The 26239-nt window shown below is 70.7% G+C and carries 25 protein-coding genes and 1 tRNA gene; 15 read left to right on the forward strand and 11 right to left on the reverse strand.

Annotated elements, in window-relative coordinates; genetic code table 11:
• Window positions 1-3: 3 nt before the first annotated feature.
• From ybeY to era, 4 genes are read left to right on the forward strand one after another with little or no spacing between them, the layout of a single operon-like run.
• A complete protein-coding gene (gene ybeY, locus AWC30_RS04145) occupies window positions 4-540 on the forward strand; it encodes an rRNA maturation RNase YbeY (RefSeq protein ID WP_085108926.1) in 537 nt (178 codons plus the stop codon).
• On the forward strand, window positions 537-1823 hold the full coding sequence (locus AWC30_RS04150; RefSeq protein ID WP_085108927.1) for a hemolysin family protein: 1287 nt from the start codon (window positions 537-539) through the stop codon (window positions 1821-1823). The genes ybeY and AWC30_RS04150 overlap by 4 nt, the downstream gene beginning before the upstream one ends.
• On the forward strand, window positions 1810-2136 hold the full coding sequence (locus AWC30_RS04155; protein WP_085108928.1) for a cytidine deaminase-like protein: 327 nt from the start codon (window positions 1810-1812) through the stop codon (window positions 2134-2136). The genes AWC30_RS04150 and AWC30_RS04155 overlap by 14 nt, the downstream gene beginning before the upstream one ends.
• The gene (era, locus tag AWC30_RS04160) at window positions 2133-3032 is read left to right on the forward strand and encodes a GTPase Era (protein ID WP_085108929.1); all 900 of its coding nucleotides are present in this window, start codon (window positions 2133-2135) and stop codon (window positions 3030-3032) included. The genes AWC30_RS04155 and era overlap by 4 nt, the downstream gene beginning before the upstream one ends.
• 10 nt (window positions 3033-3042) lie before the next feature.
• Here the strand turns inward: era and AWC30_RS04165 are convergent, their stop codons facing one another.
• Window positions 3043-4458 (reverse strand): amidase, encoded by a 1416-nt coding sequence (locus AWC30_RS04165; protein WP_085108930.1) that lies wholly within the window; start codon window positions 4456-4458, stop codon window positions 3043-3045.
• Between the two features lie 62 nt (window positions 4459-4520).
• On the opposite strand from AWC30_RS04165, the gene recO reads away from it, so the two are divergent.
• The 3 genes from recO to AWC30_RS04180 are packed head-to-tail and all read left to right on the forward strand — an operon-like array spanning window position 4521 to window position 6665.
• Window positions 4521-5351, forward strand: coding sequence for a DNA repair protein RecO (recO, locus tag AWC30_RS04170; RefSeq protein WP_085108931.1), 831 nt, complete (start codon window positions 4521-4523; stop codon window positions 5349-5351).
• Window positions 5311-6246, forward strand: a complete 936-nt coding sequence (locus AWC30_RS04175; RefSeq protein ID WP_085108978.1) for a decaprenyl diphosphate synthase — start codon at window positions 5311-5313, stop codon at window positions 6244-6246. Before recO ends, AWC30_RS04175 begins: the two co-directional genes overlap by 41 nt.
• Window positions 6246-6665, forward strand: coding sequence for a hypothetical protein (locus AWC30_RS04180; RefSeq protein WP_085108932.1), 420 nt, complete (start codon window positions 6246-6248; stop codon window positions 6663-6665). The genes AWC30_RS04175 and AWC30_RS04180 overlap by 1 nt, the downstream gene beginning before the upstream one ends.
• Before the next feature lie 14 nt (window positions 6666-6679).
• Here the strand turns inward: AWC30_RS04180 and AWC30_RS04185 are convergent, their stop codons facing one another.
• Both AWC30_RS04185 and AWC30_RS04190 read right to left on the reverse strand, forming a co-directional pair.
• Window positions 6680-7072, reverse strand: coding sequence for a Fur family transcriptional regulator (locus tag AWC30_RS04185; RefSeq protein WP_085108933.1), 393 nt, complete (start codon window positions 7070-7072; stop codon window positions 6680-6682).
• Complete coding sequence (locus tag AWC30_RS04190; RefSeq protein ID WP_085108934.1) at window positions 7069-7434, reverse strand: ArsR/SmtB family transcription factor; 366 nt, start codon at window positions 7432-7434, stop codon at window positions 7069-7071. Before AWC30_RS04190 ends, AWC30_RS04185 begins: the two co-directional genes overlap by 4 nt.
• Before the next feature lie 150 nt (window positions 7435-7584).
• Between AWC30_RS04190 and AWC30_RS04195 the strand changes: the two genes are divergently transcribed.
• On the forward strand, window positions 7585-8985 hold the full coding sequence (locus tag AWC30_RS04195; protein ID WP_085108935.1) for a glycine--tRNA ligase: 1401 nt from the start codon (window positions 7585-7587) through the stop codon (window positions 8983-8985).
• Between the two features lie 29 nt (window positions 8986-9014).
• On the opposite strand, the gene AWC30_RS04200 is transcribed toward AWC30_RS04195, so the two are convergent.
• On the reverse strand, window positions 9015-11000 hold the full coding sequence (locus AWC30_RS04200) for a TPM domain-containing protein (RefSeq protein ID WP_085108979.1): 1986 nt from the start codon (window positions 10998-11000) through the stop codon (window positions 9015-9017).
• A gap of 201 nt (window positions 11001-11201) precedes the next feature.
• Here AWC30_RS04200 and AWC30_RS04205 point away from each other — a divergent pair, with 201 nt between their 5' ends.
• Together AWC30_RS04205 and dnaG are read left to right on the forward strand one after the other, a co-directional pair.
• Window positions 11202-12461 carry a deoxyguanosinetriphosphate triphosphohydrolase gene (locus tag AWC30_RS04205; RefSeq protein WP_085108980.1) on the forward strand — a complete coding sequence of 420 codons (1260 nt, stop codon included), beginning with the start codon at window positions 11202-11204 and terminating at the stop codon, window positions 12459-12461.
• A 59-nt stretch (window positions 12462-12520) separates the two neighbouring features.
• A complete protein-coding gene (dnaG, locus tag AWC30_RS04210) occupies window positions 12521-14401 on the forward strand; it encodes a DNA primase (protein ID WP_085108936.1) in 1881 nt (626 codons plus the stop codon).
• Here dnaG and AWC30_RS04215 read toward each other — a convergent pair.
• Window positions 14398-14643 (reverse strand): hypothetical protein, encoded by a 246-nt coding sequence (locus tag AWC30_RS04215; RefSeq protein ID WP_085108937.1) that lies wholly within the window; start codon window positions 14641-14643, stop codon window positions 14398-14400. The genes dnaG and AWC30_RS04215 overlap by 4 nt on opposite strands.
• Before the next feature lie 131 nt (window positions 14644-14774).
• On the opposite strand from AWC30_RS04215, the gene AWC30_RS04220 reads away from it, so the two are divergent.
• Window positions 14775-14847: transfer RNA gene (locus tag AWC30_RS04220), tRNA-Asn, on the forward strand.
• An 8-nt stretch (window positions 14848-14855) separates the two neighbouring features.
• Here the strand turns inward: AWC30_RS04220 and AWC30_RS04225 are convergent.
• Entirely contained in the window at window positions 14856-15233 is a 378-nt protein-coding gene (locus AWC30_RS04225; protein ID WP_085108938.1) for a hypothetical protein, read from the reverse strand.
• Between the two features lie 75 nt (window positions 15234-15308).
• Entirely contained in the window at window positions 15309-17222 is a 1914-nt protein-coding gene (locus AWC30_RS04230; RefSeq protein WP_085108939.1) for an acyl-CoA dehydrogenase family protein, read from the reverse strand.
• A 79-nt stretch (window positions 17223-17301) separates the two neighbouring features.
• On the opposite strand from AWC30_RS04230, the gene AWC30_RS04235 reads away from it, so the two are divergent.
• Window positions 17302-18399: an esterase-like activity of phytase family protein gene (locus tag AWC30_RS04235; RefSeq protein ID WP_085108981.1), complete on the forward strand. Its 1098-nt coding sequence runs from the start codon at window positions 17302-17304 to the stop codon at window positions 18397-18399.
• Here AWC30_RS04235 and AWC30_RS04240 read toward each other — a convergent pair.
• On the reverse strand, window positions 18396-18857 hold the full coding sequence (locus AWC30_RS04240; RefSeq protein ID WP_085108940.1) for a MarR family winged helix-turn-helix transcriptional regulator: 462 nt from the start codon (window positions 18855-18857) through the stop codon (window positions 18396-18398). The genes AWC30_RS04235 and AWC30_RS04240 overlap by 4 nt on opposite strands.
• An 82-nt stretch (window positions 18858-18939) precedes the next feature.
• Here AWC30_RS04240 and AWC30_RS04245 point away from each other — a divergent pair, with 82 nt between their 5' ends.
• The 3 genes from AWC30_RS04245 (at window position 18940) to AWC30_RS04255 (ending at window position 22929) form a co-directional block, all read left to right on the forward strand.
• Window positions 18940-21030 carry an ABC transporter ATP-binding protein gene (locus AWC30_RS04245; RefSeq protein WP_085108941.1) on the forward strand — a complete coding sequence of 697 codons (2091 nt, stop codon included), beginning with the start codon at window positions 18940-18942 and terminating at the stop codon, window positions 21028-21030.
• Window positions 21027-21863: a CbiQ family ECF transporter T component gene (locus AWC30_RS04250; RefSeq protein WP_234807928.1), complete on the forward strand. Its 837-nt coding sequence runs from the start codon at window positions 21027-21029 to the stop codon at window positions 21861-21863. Before AWC30_RS04245 ends, AWC30_RS04250 begins: the two co-directional genes overlap by 4 nt.
• 187 nt (window positions 21864-22050) lie before the next feature.
• Window positions 22051-22929 carry a type IV toxin-antitoxin system AbiEi family antitoxin gene (locus AWC30_RS04255; RefSeq protein ID WP_085108942.1) on the forward strand — a complete coding sequence of 293 codons (879 nt, stop codon included), beginning with the start codon at window positions 22051-22053 and terminating at the stop codon, window positions 22927-22929.
• Between the two features lie 312 nt (window positions 22930-23241).
• Here the strand turns inward: AWC30_RS04255 and AWC30_RS04260 are convergent, their stop codons facing one another.
• From AWC30_RS04260 to AWC30_RS04270, 3 genes are read right to left on the reverse strand one after another with little or no spacing between them, the layout of a single operon-like run.
• Window positions 23242-24555, reverse strand: a complete 1314-nt coding sequence (locus tag AWC30_RS04260) for an extracellular solute-binding protein (RefSeq protein WP_372507237.1) — start codon at window positions 24553-24555, stop codon at window positions 23242-23244.
• On the reverse strand, window positions 24555-25367 hold the full coding sequence (locus AWC30_RS04265; RefSeq protein ID WP_085108944.1) for a carbohydrate ABC transporter permease: 813 nt from the start codon (window positions 25365-25367) through the stop codon (window positions 24555-24557). The genes AWC30_RS04260 and AWC30_RS04265 overlap by 1 nt, the downstream gene beginning before the upstream one ends.
• Complete coding sequence (locus AWC30_RS04270; RefSeq protein WP_085108945.1) at window positions 25354-26217, reverse strand: carbohydrate ABC transporter permease; 864 nt, start codon at window positions 26215-26217, stop codon at window positions 25354-25356. Before AWC30_RS04270 ends, AWC30_RS04265 begins: the two co-directional genes overlap by 14 nt.
• Between the last annotated feature and the right edge of the window lie 22 nt (window positions 26218-26239).

Below are 26239 nucleotides of genomic sequence, written 5' to 3' on the forward strand. Positions count from 1 at the left end.
CCGATGAGCATCGAGGTCTCCAACGAGTCCGGTCTCGACATCTCCGAGACCGAGCTGGTCAGCGTGGCCAAGTTCGTCATCGAGCAGATGGACGTCAACCCGGCCGCCGAACTCTCGCTGGTCCTTGTCGACACCGCCACCATGGCAGATTTGCACATGCGGTGGATGGACCTGCCCGGCCCGACCGACGTGATGAGCTTCCCGATGGACGAGATCGAGCCGGGCGGGCGCCCCGACGCGCCCGAACCCGGCCCGGCCATGCTCGGCGACATCGTGTTGTGCCCGCAGTTCGCCGCCCGTCAGGCTGAGACGGCCGGGCACAGCCTCGGCCACGAACTGGCCCTGCTCACTGTCCACGGTGTGTTGCACCTGCTCGGCTACGACCACGCCGAACCGGCCGAGGAGAAAGAGATGTTCGCGCTGCAGAACCGGCTGCTGGAGGAGTGGGTCGACGCCGAGGTCGCCGGCTACCGACGGGACCGGCAGGCCGAACGGGACCAGCGGCTGCTGGACGGGTCCCGGCACTTCGACGGCCCGTGAGCACCTTCGCCCCGCTGCTCGGCGCGATCGTTCTGGTGGTCGCCGGCGGGCTGTTCGCCGCCATCGACGCGGCGATGAGCACCGTGTCGATCGCCCGGGTCCACGAGATGGTCCGTGACGAACGGCCGGGCGCGGTGCGGCTGACCAAGCTGGTCGCCGACCGGCCCAGCTACATCAACCTGGTGGTGCTGTTACGGATCACCTGCGAGGTGACCGCGACGGTGCTGTTGGTCGCGTTCCTCTATGGCGAGTTGGGCTGGGACTGGGGGCGACTGTCCGCGGCGGTGGTCATGGTGGTGATCAGTTTCGTGCTGATCGGAGTGTGGCCGCGCACCATCGGCAGGCAGAACGCCTACTCGATCTCACTGACCGCCGCTCTTCCGCTGCAGGTGATCTCGGTGCTGCTGACCCCGATCAGCCGGCTGCTGGTGCTCGTCGGTAACGCCCTGACGCCCGGCGGCGGTCTGCGTAACGGACCGTTCGCCTCCGAGATCGAACTGCGCGAGGTCGTCGACCTCGCCCAGCAGCGCGGTGTCGTCGCCGACGACGAACGACGGATGATCCAAAGCGTTTTCGAGCTCGGGGACACCCCGGCCCGCGAGGTGATGGTGCCGCGCACCGAGATGGTCTGGATCGAGGACGGTAAATCGGCGGCCCAGGCCACCTCGCTGGCGGTGCGCAGCGGCCACTCCCGAATCCCGGTGATCGGCGAGAACGTCGACGATGTGATCGGCGTGGCCTATCTGAAAGACCTTGTCCGCCAGACGTATTACTCACCGAACAGTGGGCAGGACGTCACGGTGTCCCAGTTGATGCGGCCGGCGGTCTTCGTTCCGGACTCCAAACCGCTCGACGAGCTGCTGCGGGAGATGCAACGTGACCGCTACCACATGGCGCTGCTGGTCGATGAGTACGGCGCGATCGCCGGGCTGGTCAGCATCGAGGACGTGCTCGAGGAGATCGTCGGTGAGATCGCCGACGAGTACGACCAGGACGAGATCGCCCCGGTCGAAGAACTCGGCGACCGCTGCTACCGGGTCTCAGCCCGGCTGCCGATCGAGGACCTCGGCGAACTGTACGGTATCGAGTTCGACCCCGACCTGGACGTCGACACCGTCGGCGGGCTGCTGGGCCTGGAACTCGGCCGGGTGCCGCTGCCGGGCGCCGAAGCGGTCTGCAACGGTCTGTTGCTGCGCGCCGAGGCGGGCCCCGACCGCCGCGGCCGGGTGCGGGTCGGCACCGTGCTGATCAGCCCGATCGAACCGGAGGATGACGATGAGTGACCCGCTGGGTTCCGAGGACGCCAAGCTGGTGGTGCTGGCCCGCGGGGCGATGGCCCGTGCCGAGGCCGGTAGCGGGGCCGCGGTCCGCGATCTCGACGGGCGGACCTACGCCGGCGCACCGGTGCGGCTCAGCGGGCTGGAACTGACCGCGCTGCAGACCGCGGTGGCCACCGCCGTCTCCAGCGGCGCCGCCGGGCTGGAGGCCGTCGTGCTGGTCGGCGGCACCGTTGACGACGCCGGGGTGCTTGCCGTCCGTGACCTGTCGCCGGAGGCGACGATCATCGTCACCGACCGGGCCGGGAAACCACTGTGAGCGAGTTCCGGTCGGGGTTCGTGTGCCTGGTCGGTCGTCCCAACACCGGCAAATCGACGCTGACCAATGCGCTGGTGGGCGCGAAGGTGGCGATCACCTCCAACCGGCCGCAGACCACCCGGCACACCATCCGCGGGATCGTGCACCGGGAGGACTTCCAGATCGTGCTGGTCGACACCCCGGGGCTGCACCGGCCGCGCACCCTGCTCGGCAAGCGGCTCAACGACCTGGTCCGCGACACCTACAGCGAGGTCGACGTCATCGCGCTGTGCATCCCGGCCGACGAGAAGATCGGGCCGGGCGACCGCTGGATCGCCGAACAGATCCGCGCGGTCGCCCCGCGGACCACCGTGGTCGGGGTGGTCACCAAGACCGACAAGGTGGGACGGGACAAGGTGGCCGAACAACTCCTGGCCACCAGCGACCTGCTCGGCGACGACACCGAGATTGTGCCGGTCTCGGCGGTGGCCGGCGAGCAGATCGACGTGCTCATCGATGTGCTGGTCGCCCAGCTGCCGGCCGGGCCTGCGTTCTACCCCGACGGTGAACTCACCGACGAGCCCGAAGAAACACTGATGGCCGAGTTCATTCGGGAGGCGGCCCTCGAAGGGGTCCGCGAGGAACTGCCGCACTCGCTGGCGGTGGTGATCGACGAGGTCAACCCGCGCGCGGACCGCGACGACCTGATCGACGTGCACGCGATCCTGTTCGTCGAGAGGACCAGCCAGAAGGCCATCGTCATCGGGCGCGGCGGTTCCCGGTTGCGTGAGGTCGGCACCACCGCGCGGCGTCAGATCGAGAAGCTGCTGGGTACCAAGGTGTACCTGGACCTGCGGGTGAAGGTCGCCAAGAACTGGCAGCGGGACCCCAAACAATTGGGGCGGCTCGGGTTTTGAGCCCTGCGGGCTACTCCCACCAGATATCCGGTTGTTCGCCGGCCCACCCCGACACCGCCTCCAGTTCGGCGGCCAACGAGATCAGCAGGGGCTCACTGTTGGCCGGACCCATCAGCTGCACCCCGATCGGCAGGCCGTCGGAGGTGAACCCGGCCGGGATGTTGACCGAGGGCCAGCCCAGCAGGTTCCACGGCCAGGTCACCGGGCAGGCGCCGATCATCATGCGGTCGGTGCGGGTGCCGCCCAGACCGTCGAAGGCGTCCACCCGTGGCGGCGGCTGTGCGGTCGTCGGCGCCAGGATCACATCGACGCTGCGGAAGATCATCCCGATCCGCCGCCGGGTCGCGGCCTCCCGCTTTCGGGCACGCCGCAGCACCGTCTCCGACAGCAGCCGCCCCATCTTGATGTTCGCTTCGGTCCGCGGGTCCAGGGTCACCCCGTCACCCAGCCGGTAGGCGGCGTCCATCACTCCCGCGGTCGAACGGGCCAGGAAATTCCACGACGCGCGCAGCCCGTAGTCCGGGTTGGCGGCGACGACACCGTGCCCCAGCCGGCCGAGTTGCGCCGCGGTGGACTCCACGGCCGCCCGGATCTCCGGATGCAGTCGGGCCCGGAACCCGGTGAACGGGAAACGGGTCGACACCGCCACCCGCAGCGCCCCGCTGACCGTGCCGCCGGGCGGATACACCGTCACCGGCGGCGGCTTGTGCAGCTCGGCGTCCACGTTGCCCGCGACCGCGTCGAGCACCAGCGCCGCATCGGCCACCGTGCGGGCGAGCACCCCGTGGACGGTGATGCCGTTGAACGACTCGGGCAGCGGCCAGGTCGAGATGCGGCCGCGCTGCGGTTTGATCCCGACCAGATGGGTCCAGGCGGCCGGGATGCGCACGCTGCCCGCCCCGTCCGAGCCGATCGCCGCGGTGACCAGTCCGGCGGCCACCGCGGCCGCGCTCCCGCCCGACGAGCCGCCCGGGGTGCGGTCACGCGACCACGGGTTGCGGGTGTAGCCGAAGCCGGGACCGCTGGTGAACGGCCACTGGCCCAGCTCGCAGGTGTTGGTCTTACCGACGATCACCGCGCCGGCCTCCCGCAGCCGACGCACCACCTCGGCGTCGGCGCCGGCCGGCGGTACATAGCCCTGGCTGCCGAACGCGGTGGGCACACCGGCGACGTCGACGTCGTCTTTGACCGCGATCGGCACCCCGAGCAGCGGCGCATCCTGGCCGGCGGCGCGACGCCGGTCGGCGGCGGTCGCCGCGGCCAGAGCCGACTCGGTCAGCACCACCTTGAAGGCGTTCAGGGTGGGCTGGCTCGCCTCGATCCGGTCCAGTGCGGCCCGCACCAGCTCAACCGAGGTCACCTCGCCGCCGGCGAGGCGATACAGCTGTTCGGTGAGGGTCGGGAAACCGACCGCGGGCTTACTCATCGGTACAGACTGTATCGGCGCGCTTCGGCCGGGTTGTCGTGACGCGGTGCCACACTGGTGCGATGCGACTCTACCGGGATCGTGCGGTGGTGTTGCGCCAGCACAAACTCGGCGAGGCCGACCGGATCGTCACCCTGCTCACCCGCGACCACGGGCTGGTCCGGGCGGTCGCCAAAGGGGTGCGGCGCACCCGCAGCAAATTCGGCGCGCGGCTGGAGCCGTTCGCTCACATCGACGTGCAGCTCTATCCCGGCCGCGACCTCGACATCGTCACCCAGGTCGCCGCGATCGACGCGTTTGCCACCGACATCGTCAGCGACTACGGGCGCTACACCTGCGCCTGTGCGGTCCTGGAGACCGCAGAACGGCTCGCCGGGGAGGAGCGGGCCCCCGCCCCGGCGCTGCACCGGCTCACGGTGGCGGCCCTGCGGGCGGTGGCCGACGGTAACCGGCCCCGCGAACTGGTGCTCGACGCCTACCTGCTGCGGGCCATGGGTATCGCCGGCTGGGCGCCGGCGCTGACCGAATGCGCCCGCTGCGCCACCCCCGGACCGCACCGGGCGTTCCATGTCGCCGCCGGCGGCAGCGTGTGCACCTACTGCCGACCGGCCGGATCCAGCACGCCGCCGCTGGGGGTGCTGGAGCTGATGTCGGCGCTGCACGACGGCGACTGGGCGGCCGCGCAGGACGCGCCGCAGGCGCATCGCAGCCATGCCAGCGGGCTGGTCGCCGCCCACTTGCAGTGGCACCTGGAACGCAAGCTACGGACGTTACCGCTGGTGGAGCGGGGACACCGGCTCGATCACGGCGTTGCCGACCAGTCGACGGCGCGGGTCAGGCAGGATGTGGCCCATGGTGATGAACCGGATCGTCGGCTCCCGGCGAGCGGCTGACCGCGCGAGGGGAGCAGAACCGGCGAAATCGGCCGCGGACTGCCCGCAACTGCCCCCGGCCCCCGCCGACTACCCGATGTTCCCCGACACGTCGACCTGGCCGGTGGTGTTCCCCGAGCTGCCCCCCGCTCCCGGCGGCGGGCCGCGCCGCCCCCCGCAGCACACCTCCGGGGCCGCCGCCCCGCAGATCCCGGCCGATCAGGTCCCGCGGCACGTCGCGATCGTGATGGACGGCAACGGCCGCTGGGCGACCCAGCGGGGACTCCACCGCACCGAAGGCCACAAGATGGGGGAGGCGGTGCTGATCGACATCACCTGCGGTGCGATCGAAATGGGCATCCAGCACCTGACCGTCTACGCGTTCTCCACCGAGAACTGGAAGCGTTCCGCCGAAGAGGTCCGCTTTCTGATGGGTTTCAACCGGGAGGTGGTGCGTCGCCGCCGGGAGAACCTCAACGCGATGGGTGTGCGGATGCGGTGGGTCGGGTCGCGGCCGCGGATGTGGCGCAGCGTGATCAAGGAGTTCGAGATCGCCGAGAACATGACGTTGGAAAACCATGTCATCACCGTCAACTACTGCGTGAACTACGGCGGCCGGGCCGAGATCGCCGAGGCGGCCCGTGAGATCGCCCGGGAGGCCGCCGCAGGCAAGATCAACCCGGACCGGATCAACGAGGCCACCATCGCCCGCCACCTGCACCGGACCGACATCCCCGACGTCGACCTGCTGATCCGCACCTCCGGAGAACAGCGCTCGAGCAACTTCATGCTCTGGCAGGCCGCCTACGCCGAGTACATCTTCCAGGAGAAACTCTGGCCGGACTACGACCGCCGTGACCTGTGGGCCGCGTGCGAACAGTACGCGGCCCGCAACCGCCGGTTCGGGAGCGCATGATGGCGTCACTGACCGACCGGCTGGTCGCCGTGCTCGGCGACGTGCTCACCATCGACGCCGAATCCGACGGGGCGCTCACCGTCCGCTACGACGGGACGGTGGCATCGCTGCGGGTGGTGCCCATCACCGACGGGCTGGACCTGGTGTCGTTGACCCAGATCGTGGGCTGGGATCTGCCGGCGAACAAGAAGCTGCGGGACAAGGTCGCCGACCACGGCGAGCGCACCGTGCTGGGCGCGCTCGCCGTGGTGGAGAAGCCCGCGGAGGCCGCGGGTGGGCGCCGCAACACCGCCAAGACCGCCGACGTCATGCTGCGCTACAACTTCCCGGGCAGCGGTCTCACCGACGACGCCCTGTGCACGATGGTGCTGCTGGTGCTCGACAAGGGCGTGGAGATCCGCCAGTCCCTGCAGGGCTAGCGCCGCTCGCCGGGTCAGCGGCAGTCGGCACAGGTGCCGAAGATCTCGATGCTGTGGCTGACGTTGGTGAACCCGTGTTCGGCGGCCACCTCGGCGGCCCACGATTCCACCTCCTGGGCGCTGACCTCGATGGTCGATCCGCAGTGCCGGCAGAGCAGGTGATGGTGGTGATGCTCCGAGCAGCGCCGGTACACCGATTCGCCGGTGTCGGTGCGCAGCGTGTCCACCAGGCCATCGGCGGCCATCGCCTGCATCGTGCGGTACACGGTGGTCAAACCGATGGTCTCGCCGCGCCTGCGCAGCTCGTCGTGCAACTCCTGGGCCGACCGGAAGTCGTCGATGCTGTCCAGCAGCTTGGCGATCGCGGTGCGCTGCCGGGTGGACCGGACACCGCCGACGCGGCTCACCCGCGGCCCTCGGCGGCGTGGGCGACCGCATCGATCACGATGTGCGCCAGATGGTGGTCGGCCAGCCGGTAGAGCACCTCGCGCCCCGACCGTTCTCCGACCACCACGTCGGCGGCCTTGAGGATCCGCAGGTGCTGGCTCACCAGCGGCTGCGGCACCCCCAGGGCGTCGACCAACTCGTGCACGCAGCGCTGGGATTCGCGCAGCTGCAGCACGATCGCGATCCGGACCGGCGCGGCCAACGCCCGCAGCAGCTCCCCGGCCGCGTCCAGGATCTCCCGGGGCGGCGGCGCGGGCAGTGGTTCGCCGTCGTGCTGATGGTCGGCGGAGGAGTCGAGCGGGCGATCGGTGGTGGTCGGCATCCGGTGACCTCCCGCGTAATCGACAATGGTTCCCTGTTAGCCTAGCCCATTCATGCGCACACGTGCATTTAACGCGCACCCGGGTGTGGTGGCTAGGCTGTCCGGGTTGCGTCCCATCCGACCCCCCACCAGACAGGAGCGCACCCACTCGTGGCGTCCGTGATCGACACCATCGTCAACCTGGCCAAGCGTCGCGGCCTGGTCTTCCCGTCCGGCGAGATCTACGGCGGCACCCGCTCGGCATGGGACTACGGCCCGCTCGGCGTCGAGTTCAAGGAGAACATCAAACGGCAGTGGTGGCGCTCGGTCGTCACCGGCCGCGACGACGTGGTCGGCCTGGACTCCTCGATCATCCTGCCGCGTGAGGTGTGGGTCGCCTCCGGGCACGTCGACGTCTTCAACGACCCGCTGGTGGAATGCCTCAACTGCCACAAGCGGCACCGCCAGGACCACATGCAGGAGGCCTTCGCGGAGAAGAAGACCGCCAAGGACGGCGGCGCGGTGGACCCCGACACCGTGCCGATGAGCGAGATCGCCTGCCCGGACTGCGGTACCAAGGGCCGCTGGACCGAGCCGCGCGAGTTCAACATGATGCTCAAGACCCACCTCGGCCCGATCGAGACCGAGGAGGGGCTGCACTACCTGCGCCCGGAGACCGCGCAGGGCATCTTCGTCAACTTCGCCAACGTGGTCACCACCGCGCGCAAGAAGCCGCCGTTCGGTATCGCCCAGACCGGCAAGAGCTTCCGCAACGAGATCACCCCCGGCAACTTCATCTTCCGCACCCGCGAGTTCGAGCAGATGGAGATGGAGTTCTTCGTCGAGCCGTCGACCGCCCGTGACTGGCACCAGTACTGGATCGACACCCGGCTGGCCTGGTACGTCGACCTGGGCATCGACGCCGACAAGCTGCGGCTCTTCGAGCACCCCGCCGAGAAGCTGTCGCACTACTCCGAGCGCACCGTGGACATCGAGTACAAGTTCGGCTTCTCCGGCAACCCGTGGGGCGAATTGGAGGGCATCGCCAACCGCACCGACTTCGACCTGTCCACCCATTCCAAGCACTCCGGGGTGGACCTGTCGTTCTACGACCAGGCCAACGACACCCGCTACACGCCGTACGTCATCGAGCCGGCAGCCGGGCTGACCCGCTCGTTCATGGCGTTCCTGGTCGACGCCTACGCCGAGGACGAGGCCCCCAACGCCAAGGGTGGGGTGGACCGGCGCACGGTGCTGCGGCTGGACCCGCGGCTGGCGCCGGTGAAGGCCGCGGTGTTGCCGCTGAGCCGGCACGCCGATCTGAGCCCGAAGGCCCGCGACCTGGCCGCCGAGCTGCGCCGCTCCTGGAACGTCGAATTCGATGACGCCGGTGCGATCGGACGCCGCTACCGCCGCCAGGACGAGATCGGCACCCCGTTCTGCGTCACCGTGGACTTCGACTCGCTGGAGGACCAGGCCGTCACCGTGCGCGAGCGCGACTCGATGAGCCAGGAGCGGGTCGCGCTCGACGCCGTCTCGGACTATCTGGCGACCCGGCTCAAGGGCTGCTAGGGCGCCGGGCCGCCCGGCGCGCGAGGCGGCTAGAACCGGCCGCCGCCACCGTGGAAACTGCCGCCCGACGACGACGATCCGCCGAACGACGAGGATCGCCAGCCGCCGGACTGCGACCCTGACCGGTAGCCCCGGGCGCCGCCCTGCATCGCCCCGGTCAGGAAGTTGAAGATGATCCCGCCGGCCAGCGCGGCGGTGTCGTCGCCGCGGCCGTATCGGGCGGCGTAGCGCCGTTCCGCCGAGCGCACGTCCCGGCCGGCGAGCACCTGTGCCTGCGCCCCCGCCGACGCCGCCCGACCGGCCCGCTCGATCGCCGCGCGCAGGTCGGTGTCGTGCTGCCCGCGGGCCGCCTCCAGTTCGCGGCGCGCCTCGGCGAGCTTGGTGCGCGCCTCCGGCCCGATGCTGCCGCGGCGGGTGTCGATGAAATCCGATGCCGAGCGCACCCGGGCCTGGGCGTTGAACAGAGCCTGCTCCCAGCGCCGGGCGAGGCGCTCGGCGGCGGCGCGTTCCTGGGCCACGACGTCGAGAAGCCGGTCCAGTTCGGTGTCGGCGTCGGTCACCCGGGCGAACGCGGCGAGCGGGTCGGTGGCCGTCCGCGCGGCCTCGATCGCGTTGACCGCCGCGGTGCGCGCCGCAGCCAGCGCAGCGGCATGCGCACCCGCTTTCGCCGTGTCGGCGCGGGTGATCCCGTCCTGTAGGTCGGCGATTGCGTCCGGCAGCGCGGCCCGGGCGTGTCGAATGTCGGCGGCCGCGCTGTCGACACCGTCGAGCAACGAACGAGCCTGTCCCAGTGCGGACTCCGCGGCCCGGATGCAGTCGACCAGTTCGCCTTGCCGTCCGCTGACGGCCTGTCCGGCCAGCCGGCGGGCCCGCGCGATGTTCGTTTCCGCGAACGACACCCGGCTGCGGGCCGTCGCGGTGTTGTCGGTCACCGAGGCCAACGCGGAGGGAGCGAACTCGGTGCGCAACCGGGCCAGCCGCTCCTCGGCGGCCGGTTCGCGGGCGGTCAACTCCACCACCGCGCGGGTCAGCGCGTCCAACCGGTCCGGCGCGTTGATCACCAGGTCGCGCAGCGCCTCGAACGCCGCCCGCTGGGCCTCCAGCTCCCGGTCGGCGCGCGCCGCCGCCACGATCACCCCGGTGAGCAGTTCGCGCTGCTGGGCGGGGGTTTCCGGGATCGCGTCGTCGAGTTGGGTGCGCACGTCGAACGCGCGGCTGAGGGCGGCCCGCGCGGCCGTCACCGCCGCGGTGAACGGTGCGGTGCGGGCTTCGCCGAACTCCTCGACGGCCAGCTCCAGTTCGTTGGTGCTGGTGCGCACCGCGTTGTCGACACCGACCACCTTCGACCGGGACAACTCCTCGAGCACCGGAAGCGACACCGGGGCCAGCGCCGCGGGGTCGGTGGCGTCGAGGCGTTCGGCCGCGACCACCTCGGCGCGCCTGCGCCGTCGCCGCAGGAAGGCCGACACCGCGACCAGCACCGCCAGGCCGGCGGCCAGGGCGGCCACCCCGATCAACACCGGCCGCCAGTTCATCGGGCTGCCCGCCGCGGCGGTGCCCAACCCGTCGGCGGCCTCGACCGCGGCGCCGGCCCAGTCGTCGCGGTGCAGCGCCGGTTCGATCCGGTCCCGGCGGAGCTGGTCGATCGTGTCCGTGCCGAGGTGCGGCACGGCGGCGGACACCAGGAACGCATAGCTGCGATCGGCCACCGCCACTGCCAGCAGCGCATCGCGCTCCCCGAGCCCGCTGGCGCCGATCGTGCTCCGGCCCCACGCCTCGGGGGCCCGGCCGGCGAAATCGTCGACGTAGACGACCCACAGCCGGACCCGGTGCTGCTGGTAGAGCCCGTCGAGCGCGTCGCGGACCGCGGCCTGCCCGGCGGGGTCCAGCGCACCGGTGCGGTCGGTGATTTGGCCCGGCAGCCGGAACGGCGCCTCGGCGCCTGTCGCCGGCGCCACCACCAGGGCGGTGATCGCCACCGCGAGGAACGCTCCGACCAGCCGGGCAACACGCATGCCCATCAATTTAATCGCGACGGCGCCATTCGGTGCCGTTCGGCGTCCCGCGACCGCGCCGACACCGCGATATCCCCTGAGATCGACACGGATACGGCGCCATAGGCCCGATTTCCGCACGATAGGCCCGCACAGGTGTCGATTTCAGGGGCGACCGCCGTGTTCTGCCCGATGACCACCGCTTTGGCAGACTATGCGGCAGTGACTACAGAACAGCGGGACCCCTACCGGGCGGCGGACCGGCTGCGGCAGGTGGTCGAGAGCGCGAAGACCGCCGGCCTGCCCGGAAGCGATGCGCAGCACCGCACCGACTTCGCCCGCGACCGGGCCCGGGTGCTGCACAGCGCCGCCCTGCGCCGGTTGGCGGACAAGACCCAGGTGGTCGGCCCGCGGCAGAGTGAGACACCGCGTACCCGGTTGACGCACTCTCTGGAGGTCGCCCAGATCGGGCGGGGGATGGCGATCGGGTTGGGCTGCGATCCCGACCTGGTCGACCTTGCCGGGTTGGCGCACGATATCGGCCACCCGCCCTACGGGCACAACGGCGAGCGGGCCCTCAACCAACTGGCGGCCGATTGCGGCGGGTTCGAGGGCAACGCGCAGAACATCCGCATCCTCACCAGTCTGGAACCCAAAGTGCTTGACCGGCACGGCCGCAGCGCGGGGCTCAACCTCACCCGCGCCGCGCTGGACGCGGTCACCAAATACCCGTGGCCGCGCAGTGCCGGACGGACCAAGTTCGGGTTCTACGACGACGACATCGACACCGCCGCCTGGATCCGCGACGGCGCTCCCGCCGAGCGGGCCTGTCTGGAGGCGCAGGTGATGGACTGGGCCGACGACGTCGCCTATTCGGTGCACGACGTGGAGGACGGCGTCATCTCCGGGCGCATCGACCTGCGGGTGCTCGCCGACCCGGACGCCGCGGACACCCTCGCCCGGCTGGGGGAGAGCCAGTTCGCCCAGGTCCGCGCCGAGGATCTGCTTGCCGCCGCCGAGCGGCTCTCGGGCCTGCCGATCGTCACCGCGGTGGACGACTACGACGGCACGCTGGCGGCCTCGGTCGCCCTCAAACGACTCACCAGCGAACTGGTCGGGCGGTTCGCGTCGGCGGCGATCGCCGCCACCCACGAGGCGGCCGGGTACGGCCCACTCGTCCGCTACGACGCCGACCTGCACGTCCCCGACCTGGTCCGCGCCGAGGTCGCGGTACTGAAAACTCTTGCGGTGCAGTTCATCATGTCCGACTCCGGGCACCTGGCCATCCAGGCCGAACAGCGCGCCCGGATCGCTGCGGTCGCCGACTGGATGCTCGCGAGTGCACCGCGCACACTGGAGCCGCTGTTCGTCCCGGCCTTCACCGCCGCAGCCGACGATGCGGCCCGGCTGCGGGTGATCGTCGACCAGATCGCGTCCTACACCGAGGGCCGACTGGAGCGCATCGCCGCCGAGATCGGATGAGCGTCGCGACCGCGGGCCGGCGAACACCGCGCCGCGGCGCCGCCGCCTAGACTGACGCTGTGGCCGGCCGCATCTCCGATCGTGATATCGCCGCCATCCGTGACAAGATCCGCATCGACGACGTGGTCGGCGACTACGTGCAGCTGCGCCGTGCGGGCGCCGACTCGATGAAGGGGCTGTGCCCGTTCCACGATGAGAAGACGCCGTCGTTCCACGTCCGGCCCAACCACGGCCACTTCCACTGCTTCGGCTGCGGTGAGGGCGGCGACGTTTACGCCTTCATCCAGAAGATCGAACACGTCAGCTTCGTCGAATCGGTGGAGTTGCTGGCCGACCGGATCGGCTACACGATCACCTACACCGGGGCTACCAGTCGGGTGCAGCGCGACCGCGGCTCGCGCAGCAGGCTGGTCGCCGCCACCACCGCCGCCCAGGAGTTCTACGCCGCGGCGCTGGGCTCGGAGGAGGCCGCACCGGCCCGCCGGTATCTGACCGACCGCAACTTCGACGCCGTCGCCGCACAGCGGTTCGGCTGCGGCTACGCGCCCTCGGGCTGGGACACCCTCACCCGGCACCTGCAGCGCAAGGGGTTCGAGTTCAAGGAACTCGAGGCCGCCGGGCTGTCCCGGGAGGGCAGACGCGGGCCGATGGACCGGTTCCACCGCCGGCTGCTGTGGCCGATCCGGTCCACGGCCGGCGAGGTGATCGGGTTCGGCGCGCGCCGCATCTTCGACGACGACCCGATCCAGGCCAAGTACGTCAACACCCCCGAGACCGTGCTGTACAAGAAATCGCACGTGCTGTTCGGGATCGACCTGGCCAAACGCGACATCGCCAAAACCCATCAGGCGGTGGTGGTGGAGGGCTACACCGACGTGATGGCGATGCACCTGTCCGGGGTGGGCACCGCGGTCGCCTCCTGCGGCACCGCGTTCGGCGACGAGCACCTGTCGATGCTGCGCAGGCTGATGATGGACGACAACTTCTTCCGCGGTGAGCTGATCTACGTCTTCGACGGCGACGAAGCGGGTAAAGCCGCCGCGCTCAAGGCCCTCGACGGCGACCAGAACCTGGCCGGGCAGTCCTTCGTCGCCGTCGCCGACGACAACATGGACCCCTGCGACCTGCGGCTGGCGCACGGCGACACCGCGCTGCGCGATCTGGTGGCCCGCCGCGCCCCGCTGTTCGAGTTCGCGATCCGCACCGCGCTGGCCGAGATGAACCTCGACACCGCGGAGGGCCGGGTGGCCGCGCTGCGGCGCTGCGTGCCGATGGTCGCCCAGATCAAGGACTCCACGCTGCGCGACGAGTACGCCCGGCAACTGGCCGGCTGGGTGGGCTGGGACGACGTCGCCCAGGTCATCGGGCGGGTGCGCGAGCAGGCCAAGTCACCGCGCTCGGGCCGGCCGCGCTCCCGGCCCGCCGACGCGCCACCGGAGGACCGGCCGGTCCGCCCCGACCCCCGCGACCCGACGCTGTGGCCGCAGCGGGAGGCGCTCAAATCGGCGCTGCAGTACCCGGCGCTGGCCGGGCCGGTCTTCGACACCCTCAGTGTGGAGAGCTTCACCCACCCCGGCTACGCCGCGGTGCGCGCGGCCGTGGAAGCCGCCGGCGGGACGAGCAGCGGCACCGTCGGCGCGGCCTGGATCGACCTGGTCCGCCAGCAGGCCGGGTCGGCGGCCGCCGCGGGCCTGATCAACGAACTGGGAGTGGAGGCCATCCAGGTCGACGAGGACCGGTTGCCGCGCTACATCGGCGGGGTGCTGGCCCGACTGCAGGAGGTCTGGGTGGGGCGCCAGATCGCCGAGGTGAAATCCAAGCTTCAGCGCATGTCACCGATCGAGGACGGCGACGAATACCACGCCCTGTTCGGCGACCTGGTCGCGATGGAGGCCTACCGGCGCAGCCTGCTCGACCAGGCCAGCGGCGACGACGTCTAGTCGATGCGCTGCGGCTCGGGGCCGACCACGGTGGTCCCGTCCTCGATCTCGGTGAGGGTCACCATCGGGGTGTCGGGGGAGAGCCGGTCGGCGATCTTGCGTCGACCGGCATCGATCACCGAACGGGCCACCGGCGAGCCGGTGATGCCCCGGTAGGTGCCGACGATCTGCTCGTAGCGGCGACGTCCGGCTTTGGTGCCGAACACATATCCGACGCCCATGACGACGAGATACCGGATCACAGGGCCCCTCCCGTTGACGACTGCTGCTCCCCATCCTGCCCTATCCGCGGCGGCCTTGGCATGAACCGCCCCCGGTAGGCTAGAGTCATCCCTCGGCCGCGCGGTGCCACCGGCCCGACGCGACCGAGCCGTCCCCTGTAGCTCAATTGGCAGAGCATTCGGCTGTTAACCGAAGGGTTGCTGGTTCGAGTCCAGCCGGGGGAGCAAGGTGTTTACTGGCCGGGGAAACCCTGCCCGGGCTGCGGGATGGTCATCCCGATCGTGGTCGGACCCGAGTGCCTGCCCTGCTGCTGTTTGGCCGCGGCCTGGGCCATCGCGTTGATCAGCGGGTTCGCCGCGATCATCTCCCGGCGCTCGTCCTCGCTCATCTCGTAGAACGCCCACACTCCCCACAGCGACGGCCGCACGTACAGGGTCACCTGCTGACGGCGCGGTGGCAGCACCGCCGGGATCTCCACGACCCGGTCGGCGGTGGCGCCGGCGCTCATCTCCTGGGCCAACCGGGCGGTGTCCGCCGACTCGTGCAGTTCGTAGGTGAGCGACTGCCCGCCCTTGCCGGACATGCCCTGCAGCGCAAGGAACCATGCCATCTGTCACTCCTTTGCTTGGTGGTTTCTCAGGTGAGCTTAAAGAGCCGCGCCGAGCGGGCGCGGGCGCGGGTCGGGTCAGTCGTCGAGCATCTCGGCCTGGCGCAACTGCTCGGGCACCCCGAACGCCTCGACGAGGGTCTCGGCGTGCGGACGCAGCTTGCGGCAACGATCGTTGATGCCGCGGGTGACCGCCTTGGCGCGGTCGGTGGACAGGTACCGGTGCTCGATGTACCAGGCCTTGTCCTCCTCGATCACGCAGAGCGCGTAGAGGTCGCAGACCCATTCCAGCAGTTCGCGGGCCTGGTCGTCCTCGCAGGAGTCGATCCCGGCGACGAACGCCTCGAGCACCACCCGGTCGATGTGGGCGGCAGCGGCGTGCAGGACGTGGTCCTGCACGGCGTTGAAGGCGTCGAACTCCGACATCTCCTTGGCCTTGGCCTGCAGCCGGCGCGCCACCGACGACAGCAGGTACTGTTCGCGGTCTTCGAACATGTGCAGCTGGGTGCCGCGGTTGAACAGACTGCCCTCTTCGTCGCTGTCCTGGCGCGAGTCCAGGATGGTCTGGAAGATCGTCTCGGCGGCAGTGCGTTTCATCACCCGGTCGCCGACGGCTTCGGCGGCGAACCGCACCCACTCGACCGGGCTCATGCCCTTGATGTCGTCGGCGTAGGCGGTCAGCAACTGCTTGGCCACCAACTGGACCAGGACATGGTTGTCGCCCTCGAAGGTGGTGAAGACGTCGGTGTCGGCGCGCAGCGCGATCAGCCGGTTCTCGGCCATGTAGCCGGCGCCGCCGCACGCCTCCCGGGATTCCTGGATCGCCCGGGTGGCGTGCCAGGTGTTGGCGGCCTTGAGCCCGGCTGCGCGAGCCTCCAGTTCCCGCTGGTCCTCGGGGTCGGGCTCGTCGACGGTCTGCAGGTCGTGGCAGCGCTCGACGAGCTGGTTCTGGGCGAACTGCAGCGCGTAGGACCGCGCGATCAGCGGGAACAGCCGGCGCTGATGGACCAGATAGTCCATGATCAGCACCTCGGTCTCGTCGTCGGGACCGTGGAACTGCCTGCGCTGCAGCGCGTACCGCACCGCGATGTCCAGCGCCACCCGCGCGGCCGCCGCGGCGCTGCCACCGACGGTGACCCGGCCGCGCACCAGGGTTCCCAGCATGGTGAAGAACCGGCGGCTGCGGCTCTCGATCGGCGAACTGTAGGTGCCGTCGGCGTCGACGTCGCCGTAACGGTTGAGCAGGTTCTCGCGCGGTACGCGCACCTGGTCGAACAGGATGCGGCCGTTGTCGACGCCGGGCAGGCCGCCCTTGTACTCGCAGTCGGAGGTGGTGACGCCGGGCAGGTCGTTGCCGTCGGCGTCACGGATCGGCACCAGCAGGCAGTGCACCCCGTGGTTGAGTGGTCCGTCATCGCCGGGGGTGACCAGTTGCGCGAACACCGCTGCCACGGTGGCGGTTTCGGCCGCGCCGCCGATGTAGTCCTTACGCGAGGACGGGGTGGGGGAGTGGATGACGAATTCTTCGGTTTTGGGGTCGTAAGTGGCGGTCGTCTCCAGCGATTGCACGTCGCTGCCGTGACCGGTCTCGGTCATCGCGAAACAGCCGAGCAGGTCGAGGTTGATGGTGGGTTCGACGTAGACCTTGTGGTGCCTGCGGGTGCCGAGGTTCTCGATCGCGCCCCCGAACAGACCCCATTGCACGCCCGCCTTGACCATCAGCGACAGGTCCGACATGGCCAGCATCTCGATCATCGTCACCGCCGCGCCGACGTCGCCGGTGCCGCCGTGAGCGGCGCGGAACCCGTCGGTGGCTGCGCCGTTGGCCGCCATGATCTGCATCTGCTCGGCCACCTTGGCTCGGGCGATCACCGTGTTGGGGGTGTGGTGCGGGCGGAACACGTCGGCCTGCAGTTGCTCGCGCATCCGGTTCTTGGTGTTGCGCCAGCGCCCGTCGAGGGTGTGGCGCAGATGTTCGGCAGTGGTGGGCATACCCGACGGTAACGTGCCCGGCGCCGGCACCGGGTCGGCTTGGGCGGGTTTGGCTCGGGTGGGTTTCAATGGCCGGGTGATGCGACTCCTGGCGGCTCTGCTGGCCGGTGGCCTGCTGCTCGGCGGCTGCGCTCCCCACGTCGCGGCCGAACCGGGCGCCCTGACCTACCTGGGCCAGTTCCGGCTCTTCCCGGGCACCGATTTCGACGGCACCGTCGTCGGCGGGTTGTCCGCGCTCAGCTACGACGCCGGCCGGGATCGCTATTACGTGCTCAGCGACGACCGCTCGAACATCGGCCCGGCCCGCTTCTACACCGTGCGACTGGACCTCTCCGAACGCGGCATCGACGACGTCGTCGTCACCGGGATGCAGCCGTTGCTGGATGAGACCGGTCAGCCGTTCCCGCCGCGTGATTTCGGCGCGTCGCCGCCCGTGGTGCCACCGGATCCGGAGGGGCTGGCGTTCGATGCCCGCCGCCAGCGGCTGTACTGGTCGTCGGAGGGGGAGCGCCGCCCACCGGTGCTGGCCGACCCGTGGGTCCGCACCGCCGGACTCGACGGCGCCTTCCTGGGGGAGTTCGACCTGCCGCCGGTGCTGGCGATGTCGGAACGCGAGACCGGACCACGGCGCAACAGCGCCCTGGAGGGGCTGACACTGACCCCCGACGGCCGCTTCCTCTACGCCGGGATGGAACGGCCCGGCTACAACGACGGCGACCCGCCCGACCGCGACCATGGGGCTCTGGTCCGCATCACCAAACTCGACGTCGAAACCGGCGAACCGGTCGCCCAGTACGCCTATCCGCTGGAGCCGGCGGGCGCGCCCGCGCGGTCCAACGGACTCACCGACCTGGTGGCGCTGTCCGAGTCCAGGTTCCTGGTGATCGAGCGGGCCGGGGCGCCGCGCCCGGTGGTGCGGCTGTTCTACGCCGACATCGCCGACGCCACCGACGTGCTCGGCACCGCCGCACTGACGGCCGCCTCGGTCACACCGATGACGAAGACGCTCGCGCTCGACCTCACCGCGGCACCGGAGATCTCCCCGCTGGACAACATCGAGGGCATCACCCTGGGCCCGCGGCTCCCCGACGGCCGGCAGAGCGTGGTGCTGGTCAGCGACGACAACTTCTCACCGCGCCAGATCACCCAGTTCCTGGCGCTGGCGATCCAGGATTAGCGGCTCAGCCGCCGGGGCGGGGCGGCATGGTCGAGCACCCGGTGCAGCACCGCGATCGCCTCAGCGAGCACCGCACGGTCCGCGTCGGCCAGGTGCGCCAGCTGCGGGTCGATCGCGGCGGCCCGGTCGGTGCGCACCCGGTCGAGGGTGCGCACCCCTTCGTCGGTGATCCGGATACGCACCGCGCGGCCGTCGTCGGGGTCCCCGGCGCGGGTGACCAGGCCGGCTTCCTCCAGACGGCGCACGTGGGTCGTCATCGTCGGCTGTGAACAGTGGTCGGCGGCGGCCAGGTCCCCGATGCGGGTCTCACCGAGCTCCTCGATCGCCGCCAGCAGCCGGGCCTGCGCCCCGGACAGCGGCAGCTGCACGAGCTGGGTGGCCAGCCGGTTGACGCGGGCGATCACGCCCAGCAGGTCGGCGCCCAGGCTCACACCGGTTTCGGTCGATGAGGATCCCATACCCCCCATGGTCCATAGCTTTCCTAAATAAATCAACGACCGCGCGCCGAGACCATCCGGGGACGACTGGCAGAATCGGGCAATGCACGCAACCGGCCCGGCGGCCCGGCCCGAACGGGCCCGGACGTTGCGACCCGCCGAACTGGCGCAGGCCTCGGTGATGGCGGCGCTGTGTGCGGCCACCGCGGTGATCGCCGTGGTGGTGCCGTTCGCCGCCGGCCTGGCGCTGCTGGGCACCGTGCCCACCGGCCTGCTGGCCTACCGCTACCGGCTGCGCGCGCTGCTGGCCGCCACCGTCGCCGCTGGGCTGATCGCGTTCCTCATCGCCGGGATGGGCGGGCTGATGACCGTTATCAGCAGCGCCTACATCGGTGGGCTCACCGGGACCGTCAAACGTCGGGGCCGGGGCACCCCGACGGTGATCGCGGTCGCCCTGGTGGCCGGGGTGATCTTCGGTGCGTTTGCGGTTGCGGCGCTGGCGGTGCTCTCCCGGCTGCGGCACCTGGTGTTCGCCGCGATCACCGCCAACGTCGACGGCGCAGCCTCGGTGATGGCCTGGTCGGCGGGTCGGGGCGCGTGGGTCGGCGAGCACGTCTCCTGGCTGAAGCCGGTGATGGTCCCGGTGCTGTGGCTGGAACCGGCCGGCGCCGGATTGCAGCGGTTCTTCGCGCTGGCGCTGCAGTACTGGCCGTGGCTGCTGTTGGTGCACGGCGTGCTGAGCATCCTCGGGGTGTCGCTGGTCGGCTGGTGGGCGCTGTCGCGGGTGCTCGAGCGGCTGCGCGGCGTGCCCGACGTCCACAAACTCGATGCGCCTGCGGAGACCGGCCCGGTCGGGCCGGTTCCGGTGCGGTTCGACGCGGTGCGCTACCGCTACCCCGACACCGGCCGCGACGCGCTGCGCGAGGTGAGCCTGCGCATCGTCCCCGGCGACCACATCGCGGTCACCGGCCCCAACGGCGCGGGCAAAACCACCCTGATGCTGATCCTGGCCGGCCGCGAGCCGACTGCCGGGACCGTGCAGCGGCCGGGTGCGGTGGGCCTCGGGCGACCCGGCGGCACCGCGGTGGTGCTGCAGCACCCGGAGAGCCAGGTGCTGGGCACCCGGGTCGGCGACGACGTGGTGTGGGGCCTGCCGGTTGGTTCGCACACCGATGTCGAACGACTGCTCACCGAGGTCGGTCTCACCGGGTTCGCCGACCGCGACACCGCCAGCCTCTCCGGCGGCGAGTTGCAACGGCTGGCGGTGGCGGCCGCGTTGGCGCGTGAGCCGGCGCTGCTCATCGCCGACGAGGTCACCAGCATGGTCGACCAGCAGGGCCGCGAGGGCCTGCTGGCCGTGCTGGCCGGACTCACCGACCGGCACAACACCGCACTGGTGCACATCACCCACTTCGACGACGAGGCGGCCGCCGCCGACCGGGTCATCGCGCTGAGCCCCACCCGGGACAACACCGGTGCCCCACCGGCCGAGGTGGCCTCCGTCGCGGCCGAACCACGTTCTGGACCGCCGGTGCTGGAGTTGCGCGGCGTCGGGCACGAATACGGCAGCGGCACACCGTGGGCGAACGCGGCGCTGCGCGACGTCACCCTCACCATCGACGAGGGCGACGGCGTGCTCATCCACGGCGGCAACGGATCCGGTAAATCCACCCTCGCCTGGATCATGGCCGGGCTGACGGTTCCGTCGACCGGTGTCTGCCTGCTCGACGGCAAGCCCGCACACGAGCAGGTGGGCGCGGTGGCGCTGTCGTTTCAGGCGGCTCGCCTGCAGCTGATGCGCGGGCGGGTGGACCGGGAGGTGGCCTCGGCAGCCGGGTTCGCCTCGGACGACAGTGACCGGGTGGCCGCAGCGCTGGCCCGTGTCGGCCTCGACGCCACCCTGGCCGATCGGCGCATCGACCAGCTCAGCGGCGGTCAGATGCGCCGGGTGGTGCTGGCCGGGCTGCTGGCCCGCTCGCCGCGGGCGCTGATCCTCGACGAGCCGCTGGCCGGCTTGGATGTCGCCAGTCAGCGCGGGTTGCGGGCGCTGCTGGAGCAGTTGCGCCGCGACACCGGCCTGACCGTGGTGGTGATCTCCCACGACTCCGCCGGGATGGAGGGGCTGTGCCCGCGGATCGTGCACCTGCGGGAGGGGGCCCTCCATTCGGCCGCGGCGGCCGGAGGTGTGGTGTGAGCGAGACGACGTCGCGGGCCCCGCGCCCGGTGGTGCTGCTGCGGCCGGTGCCGGGCACCTCGACCATCCACGAGCTGTGGGCGGGCACCAAACTGCTCGTCGTCATGGGCATCTCGGTGCTGTTGACGTTCTACCCCGGGTGGGTGCCGATCGCGGCGGTGGCGGCCCTGGTGGTGGCCGCCGCGCGCATCGCCCGCATCCCGGCCGGAGCGCTGCCGTCGATCCCGCGCTTCCTGTGGATCCTGCTGGCGATCGGCGCGGGCACTGCCGCCCTGGCCGGTGGCAGCCCGGCGCTGACGCTCGGGTCGCTGTCGCTGGAATTCGGTGGTCTGCTGCACTTCCTGCGCATCACCGCGTTGTCGCTGGTGTTGCTCGGGCTGGGCGGGATGGTGTCGTGGACCACCAACGTCGCCGAGATCGCACCCGCGGTGGCCACCCTGGGCCGCCCGCTGCGCCGGCTGCGGATCCCGATCGACGACTGGGCGGTCGCTTTGGCGCTGGCGCTGCGGGCCTTCCCGATGCTCATCGACGAGTTCCGGGTGCTCTACGCCGCGCGTCGGCTGCGGCCCAAACACACCCCGAAGAGCCGGCGGGCCCGGCGTCGGCAGCGGGCGGCGGAGGTCATCGACCTGCTGGCCGCGGCGATGACGGTGGCGTTGCGCCGCGCCGACGAGATGGGCGACGCGATCACCGCCCGCGGCGGTGGCGGACAGATCTCCGCGTTGCCGTCCCGCCCGCACCGCAGGGACTGGGTCACGCTGGCGACCGTCGCCCTGGTCTGCGGTGCGGCCCTGGCGCTGGAGTTGACCGTGCTGGCCACCAGCACGGTGTAGCGGCTCTTTAGGGGCGCGCCGGGTCGCCCGCCGCGCCCGCGCCCCGCCCGCGCCTTTCCCGCGCCTTCCGCGGACCCGCGCCTTCCGCGGACCCGCGAGATTGAAACTATGCAGGGCGCTCCTCGCACTTTTCCTGCATATTTTCACTTTCGCGGACGTGTCGGTGGGCCACTGCATTCTCGCGGGCATGCAACGGGTATTTCTCGGCAGCGAGGCCGTCGCCAACGGTGACGTCACTCGCCACGAACTGCAGCGCTGGTATCGGAGCATCTTTCCCGACGTCTACCTCGCCAAGCGCGAGCGGGCCTCGCTGCGGGACCGGACGATCGGCGCCTGGCTCTGGTCGCAACGGCGCGGCGTGGTCGCCGGACTGGCCGCCGCGGCGCTGCACGGGGCACGCTGGGTGGACCCCGACGTCCCGATCGAGTTGATCTGGTGCAACGGGCACCCGCCGTCGGGGATCATCGCCCGCAACGAGACCGTCGCCGACGACGAGCAGACCACCACCTGTCGCCTCCCGGCGACGACCCCGGCACGCACCGCCTACGACCTGGTTCGGCACCGACCGCGCGGCGAAGCCCTGGCCCGGTTGGACGCGTTGGTGCGGGCTCGACCGTTCACCCGGGACGACGTGCTGGCGTTGGCCCGCCGCTACCCGCGCGCACGTGGGCTGCGGCAACTTCGCGAACTGGTGCCGCTGGTGGACGGGGGCGCCGCGTCGCCGAAGGAGACATGGCTGCGGCTGCTGCTCCTCGACGCCGGCTTCCCCGTCCCGACCACCCAGATCCCGGTGCACAAGAATTTCCGGTTGGTCGCGGTGCTGGACATGGGCTGGGAGGAGTTCGGGGTCGCCGTCGAATACGACGGTGACCAGCACCGCAGCGATCGTACTCAGTACGTCCACGACCAGCGTCGGCAACGTCTGTTGCCGCAGCTGGGCTGGATCAATGTCCGGGTGATCGCCGAAGACCGACCCCCCGACATCATCGCTCGCGCCGAGCGGGCACTGCGCTCCCGAGGCTGGCAGGGGCGACGGCGGTGGCCGCCCGCCCGGCGGGTCGCCTGACTGCGGGGCCTTCGGGCCGGGCCCGCGCCCAGCGGGCCACCTACCCCAGCCGCGAGATTGAACCTGTGCAGGAGTCCACTCGCACTTTCGCTGCGCCATTTCATCCTCGCGAGATGCGCGCCGTGAGATGTGAGCCGTGAGGCGCGAGAGACGAGATGCGCGCCGTGAGATGTGAGCTGTGAGGCGCGAGAGACGAGATGCGCGCCGTGAGATGTGAGCCGTGAGGCGCGAGAGACGAGATGCGCGCCGTGAGATGTGAGCCGTGAGGCGCGAGAGATGTGAGCCGTGAGGCGCGCGAGACGCGAGCCGCGGCTACCGCTGCGCCGCGGCGTTGGCGGCGCGCTGAGCGCGCTCCAGCGTCGCCGCAACCTCGGCGCGGCCCAAGAACATCTCGTCGAAGAACGGGGTGAGCGCCTGGAATCCTGCGGCGAACCCCGCCCCGCCCGGCGCGGGAATCCGCGGACCGTTCAACACGGTGAAGAACGGGCCGACGTCGACGCCCCGGCCGGCCCAGTAGTCGAGGTAGTCGCCCTGCGCGGCGCGCACCGCCGGGATCGCGGTACCCCGCGCCCCCAGGTAGCCGTTGCCCTGCCGCCCGCCCATCCACGCCAATACCCGACGCACCGCGTCCGGGTGCGGGGTGGCGGCGTTGCCTGCGGCGGCGATGCCGTTGGTGACGCTCACCCGCCCGGCCGGCCCGGCAGGCAGCATCGCCACCCCCCACCGGAAGTCGGCCTGCCTGGCGATCGCCGCGAGGTTGTAGGTGCCGGATTGGAACAACGCCATCCGACCGGCGAGGAACTGGTTGCGGGAGAAGTCGCCGTTGGTGTTGGTCTCCGACGCCGGCGGTGCGACGTGGTCGCGGTTGATCAGCCCGACCACATACTCGAAGGCTCGCGCCGCGGCCGGGTTGTCGAACACGAACCGGTCGTCGCTGCGGAACCGCCCGCCGGCCGAGCCGATGTAGTTCAGGTAGATCCCCTGCATGTCGTTGGCGGCGTTGTAGCCCCATTGCCGGACGCGGTCGGGGGTGAACCCGTGCGCATCGGCGTGGCGACCCGCGTCGTCGACGGTGAGACGGGCCAACAGCGGACGCAAGGTGTCGTCGCCGCCCGGACTCCAGCGCAACCCCTCCAACTCCGCCGGTTCGACGCCGGCCGCCGCGAGCAGGTCCGCGTTGTAGTACAACGCGATCCCGGCATCGGTGAGTTGCGGTACGCCCCACAGGGTTCGGTGGCGGGTGAACTGCTCGACCACGCTGGGCTCCCAACCCGAGCGGTCCCCGCCGATCGCGACGAGCCGGCCGTTGTCGGCGTAATCGGCCAGATACGCGCTGGAGATCCAGAAGATGTCGTCGGCGCCGCCACCGGCCACATCGGTGCGCAGGGTGTCGAAGTAGGAGGCGTAGGACACCACGTTCACTCGCACGTCGATGTCGGGGTTGGCGGCGCCGAACGCGGCGAACGACTCGCGGTAGGCGGTGGCGGCCTGCTCGTCCCAGAGCCGGACGGTGACCACCGTGACCCCGGCCCGCGGCTCGGCTGCGACGTCGAGCAGCACCGCGGCGACCGCCAGCAGGGCCGCCAACCCGGCGATCGCCGCCGCGACGAGAGTGGAGCGCCGGATCACTTCAACCCCGTCACGACGATCGAACGCACCACCTGGCGTTGGAACACCACAAACAGCAACAGCAGCGGCGCGACGGCCACCGTGGTGGCGGCCAGCACCAATGTCCACTGCGCGTTGTACTGCGACTGCAACCCGGCGGTCGCCACCGTCAGCACCCGCCACTTGGGGCCGCTGGTGATCACCAGCGGCCACATGAAGTTGTTCCACTGCGACACCACGGTGATCAGCGTCAGCGTCACCAGCACCGGCCGGGAAGCAGGCACCACCACATGCACCAGGATGTCCAGGGTGTTGGCGCCGTCCAGGCGCGCGGCGTTGAGCAGTGCGTCGGGAATGGTGCGGAAATGCTCGCGCAGCAGGAAGATCGCGAACGGCGAACCGAAGACGAACGGCAACACCAAGGCCCAGAACGTGTTCCGCAGACCCAGCTGCGCCATCATCAGATAGAGCGGAACGACGGTCACCGTGGCCGGCACCATCAACGTCGCCAGATACAACCAGAACAGCGCATCGCGACCGGGGAACCGCAGCCGCGCGAACGCGTAGGCCGCCAGCACCGAACAGGTCAACTGACCCAGCGTGATCACCGCCGTCATCACCGCGGTCACCGCCAGCGCCCGACCGAACCCGGCACCGGCCAGGTCGGTGTAGTTGGTCAACACCGCCGGGCTCGGCCAGGACAGCGCGCTGCCGGTGGCGAACTGGCGAGGCGAGGTGAACGACGTCACCAGCCCCAGGCCGAACGGGGCGAGGGTGATCAGTGCGGCGGTGGCCAACAGGCCGTAGACCAGCGTGTTACGTGAGGTCATAGGAGATCCGTCGCCGGAAGTAGAGGTGCTGGGCGACGGTGATGCCGACCAGCACGACGAACAACACCACCGACATCACCGCGGCCCGCCCGATCGCCGCCGCCCCGAAGGCCTCGGCGTAGATGCGGTGGGCCACCAGATCGGTGCGCCCGGCCGGCCCGCCCCCGGTCAGCGCGTAGACGGTGTCGAACACCTGCGCCGCGCTGACCACCCCGGTCACCAGCACGAAGAACAGAGTCGGGCGCAGCATCGGCACGGTGATCCGGGTGAACCGCTGCCAGCCGGTGGCGCCGTCGGTTCGCGCGGCGGAGTGCAGTTCCTCCGGAATCGCCAGGATTCCGGCCAGGAAGAACAGCGCCACATAGCCGACGTTGGTCCACACGATCACCGCCGAGACCACCGGCAGCGCCAACCCGGGGTCGGTCAGCCACTCCACCCGATGCCCCAGCACCGTGTTGATCGCCCCGCCGGTGGGCGCCAGCATCCAGCGCCACAACACCGCGATCGCCAGCGGGGCGCAGATCCACGGCAGCACGTAAACGGTGCGGAACACCGCGCTGCCCGGCAGATCCCGGGCCAGCAGCACCGCGATGGCCAGGCCCAGCACCGTCTGCGCCGGCACCACGATCGCCACGAACAGCAACGTCACGACCAGCGAATTGCCGAACGTCGTGTCCGACAGCACCGCGGCCCAGTTGCTCAGCCCGACGTACTCGATCGGCCCCAACAGGTCCCAGCGTTGCAGGCTCAGCCACACCACGACCAGAATCGGCAGCAGCAGGAACGCGGTCACCCCGAACAAGCTCGGGGCCAACAGCGCGTAGCCCAGCGCCGTGCTGCGTCGGGTCATTGCTGTATTAAAACCGGTGGCT

It is taken from the genome of Mycolicibacillus trivialis, from assembly GCF_002102395.1.
Lineage (GTDB): Bacteria > Actinomycetota > Actinomycetes > Mycobacteriales > Mycobacteriaceae > Mycobacterium > Mycobacterium triviale.

Coding starts and splice junctions, on each gene's coding strand:
- recO (WP_085108931.1), top strand. CDS start 4,521: ATGCGACTCTACCGGGATCGTGCGGTGGTGTTGCGCCAGCACAAACTC.
- AWC30_RS04240 (WP_085108940.1), bottom strand. CDS start 18,857: ATGGGATCCTCATCGACCGAAACCGGTGTGAGCCTGGGCGCCGACCTG.
- AWC30_RS04200 (WP_085108979.1), bottom strand. CDS start 11,000: ATGCGTGTTGCCCGGCTGGTCGGAGCGTTCCTCGCGGTGGCGATCACC.
- AWC30_RS04190 (WP_085108934.1), bottom strand. CDS start 7,434: ATGCCGACCACCACCGATCGCCCGCTCGACTCCTCCGCCGACCATCAG.
- AWC30_RS04270 (WP_085108945.1), bottom strand. CDS start 26,217: ATGACCCGACGCAGCACGGCGCTGGGCTACGCGCTGTTGGCCCCGAGC.
- AWC30_RS04165 (WP_085108930.1), bottom strand. CDS start 4,458: ATGAGTAAGCCCGCGGTCGGTTTCCCGACCCTCACCGAACAGCTGTAT.
- AWC30_RS04245 (WP_085108941.1), top strand. CDS start 18,940: ATGCACGCAACCGGCCCGGCGGCCCGGCCCGAACGGGCCCGGACGTTG.
- AWC30_RS04225 (WP_085108938.1), bottom strand. CDS start 15,233: ATGGCATGGTTCCTTGCGCTGCAGGGCATGTCCGGCAAGGGCGGGCAG.
- AWC30_RS04255 (WP_085108942.1), top strand. CDS start 22,051: ATGCAACGGGTATTTCTCGGCAGCGAGGCCGTCGCCAACGGTGACGTC.
- AWC30_RS04175 (WP_085108978.1), top strand. CDS start 5,311: ATGGTGATGAACCGGATCGTCGGCTCCCGGCGAGCGGCTGACCGCGCG.
- AWC30_RS04155 (WP_085108928.1), top strand. CDS start 1,810: ATGACGATGAGTGACCCGCTGGGTTCCGAGGACGCCAAGCTGGTGGTG.
- AWC30_RS04235 (WP_085108981.1), top strand. CDS start 17,302: ATGCGACTCCTGGCGGCTCTGCTGGCCGGTGGCCTGCTGCTCGGCGGC.
- AWC30_RS04230 (WP_085108939.1), bottom strand. CDS start 17,222: ATGCCCACCACTGCCGAACATCTGCGCCACACCCTCGACGGGCGCTGG.
- AWC30_RS04180 (WP_085108932.1), top strand. CDS start 6,246: ATGGCGTCACTGACCGACCGGCTGGTCGCCGTGCTCGGCGACGTGCTC.
- ybeY (WP_085108926.1), top strand. CDS start 4: ATGAGCATCGAGGTCTCCAACGAGTCCGGTCTCGACATCTCCGAGACC.
- AWC30_RS04265 (WP_085108944.1), bottom strand. CDS start 25,367: ATGACCTCACGTAACACGCTGGTCTACGGCCTGTTGGCCACCGCCGCA.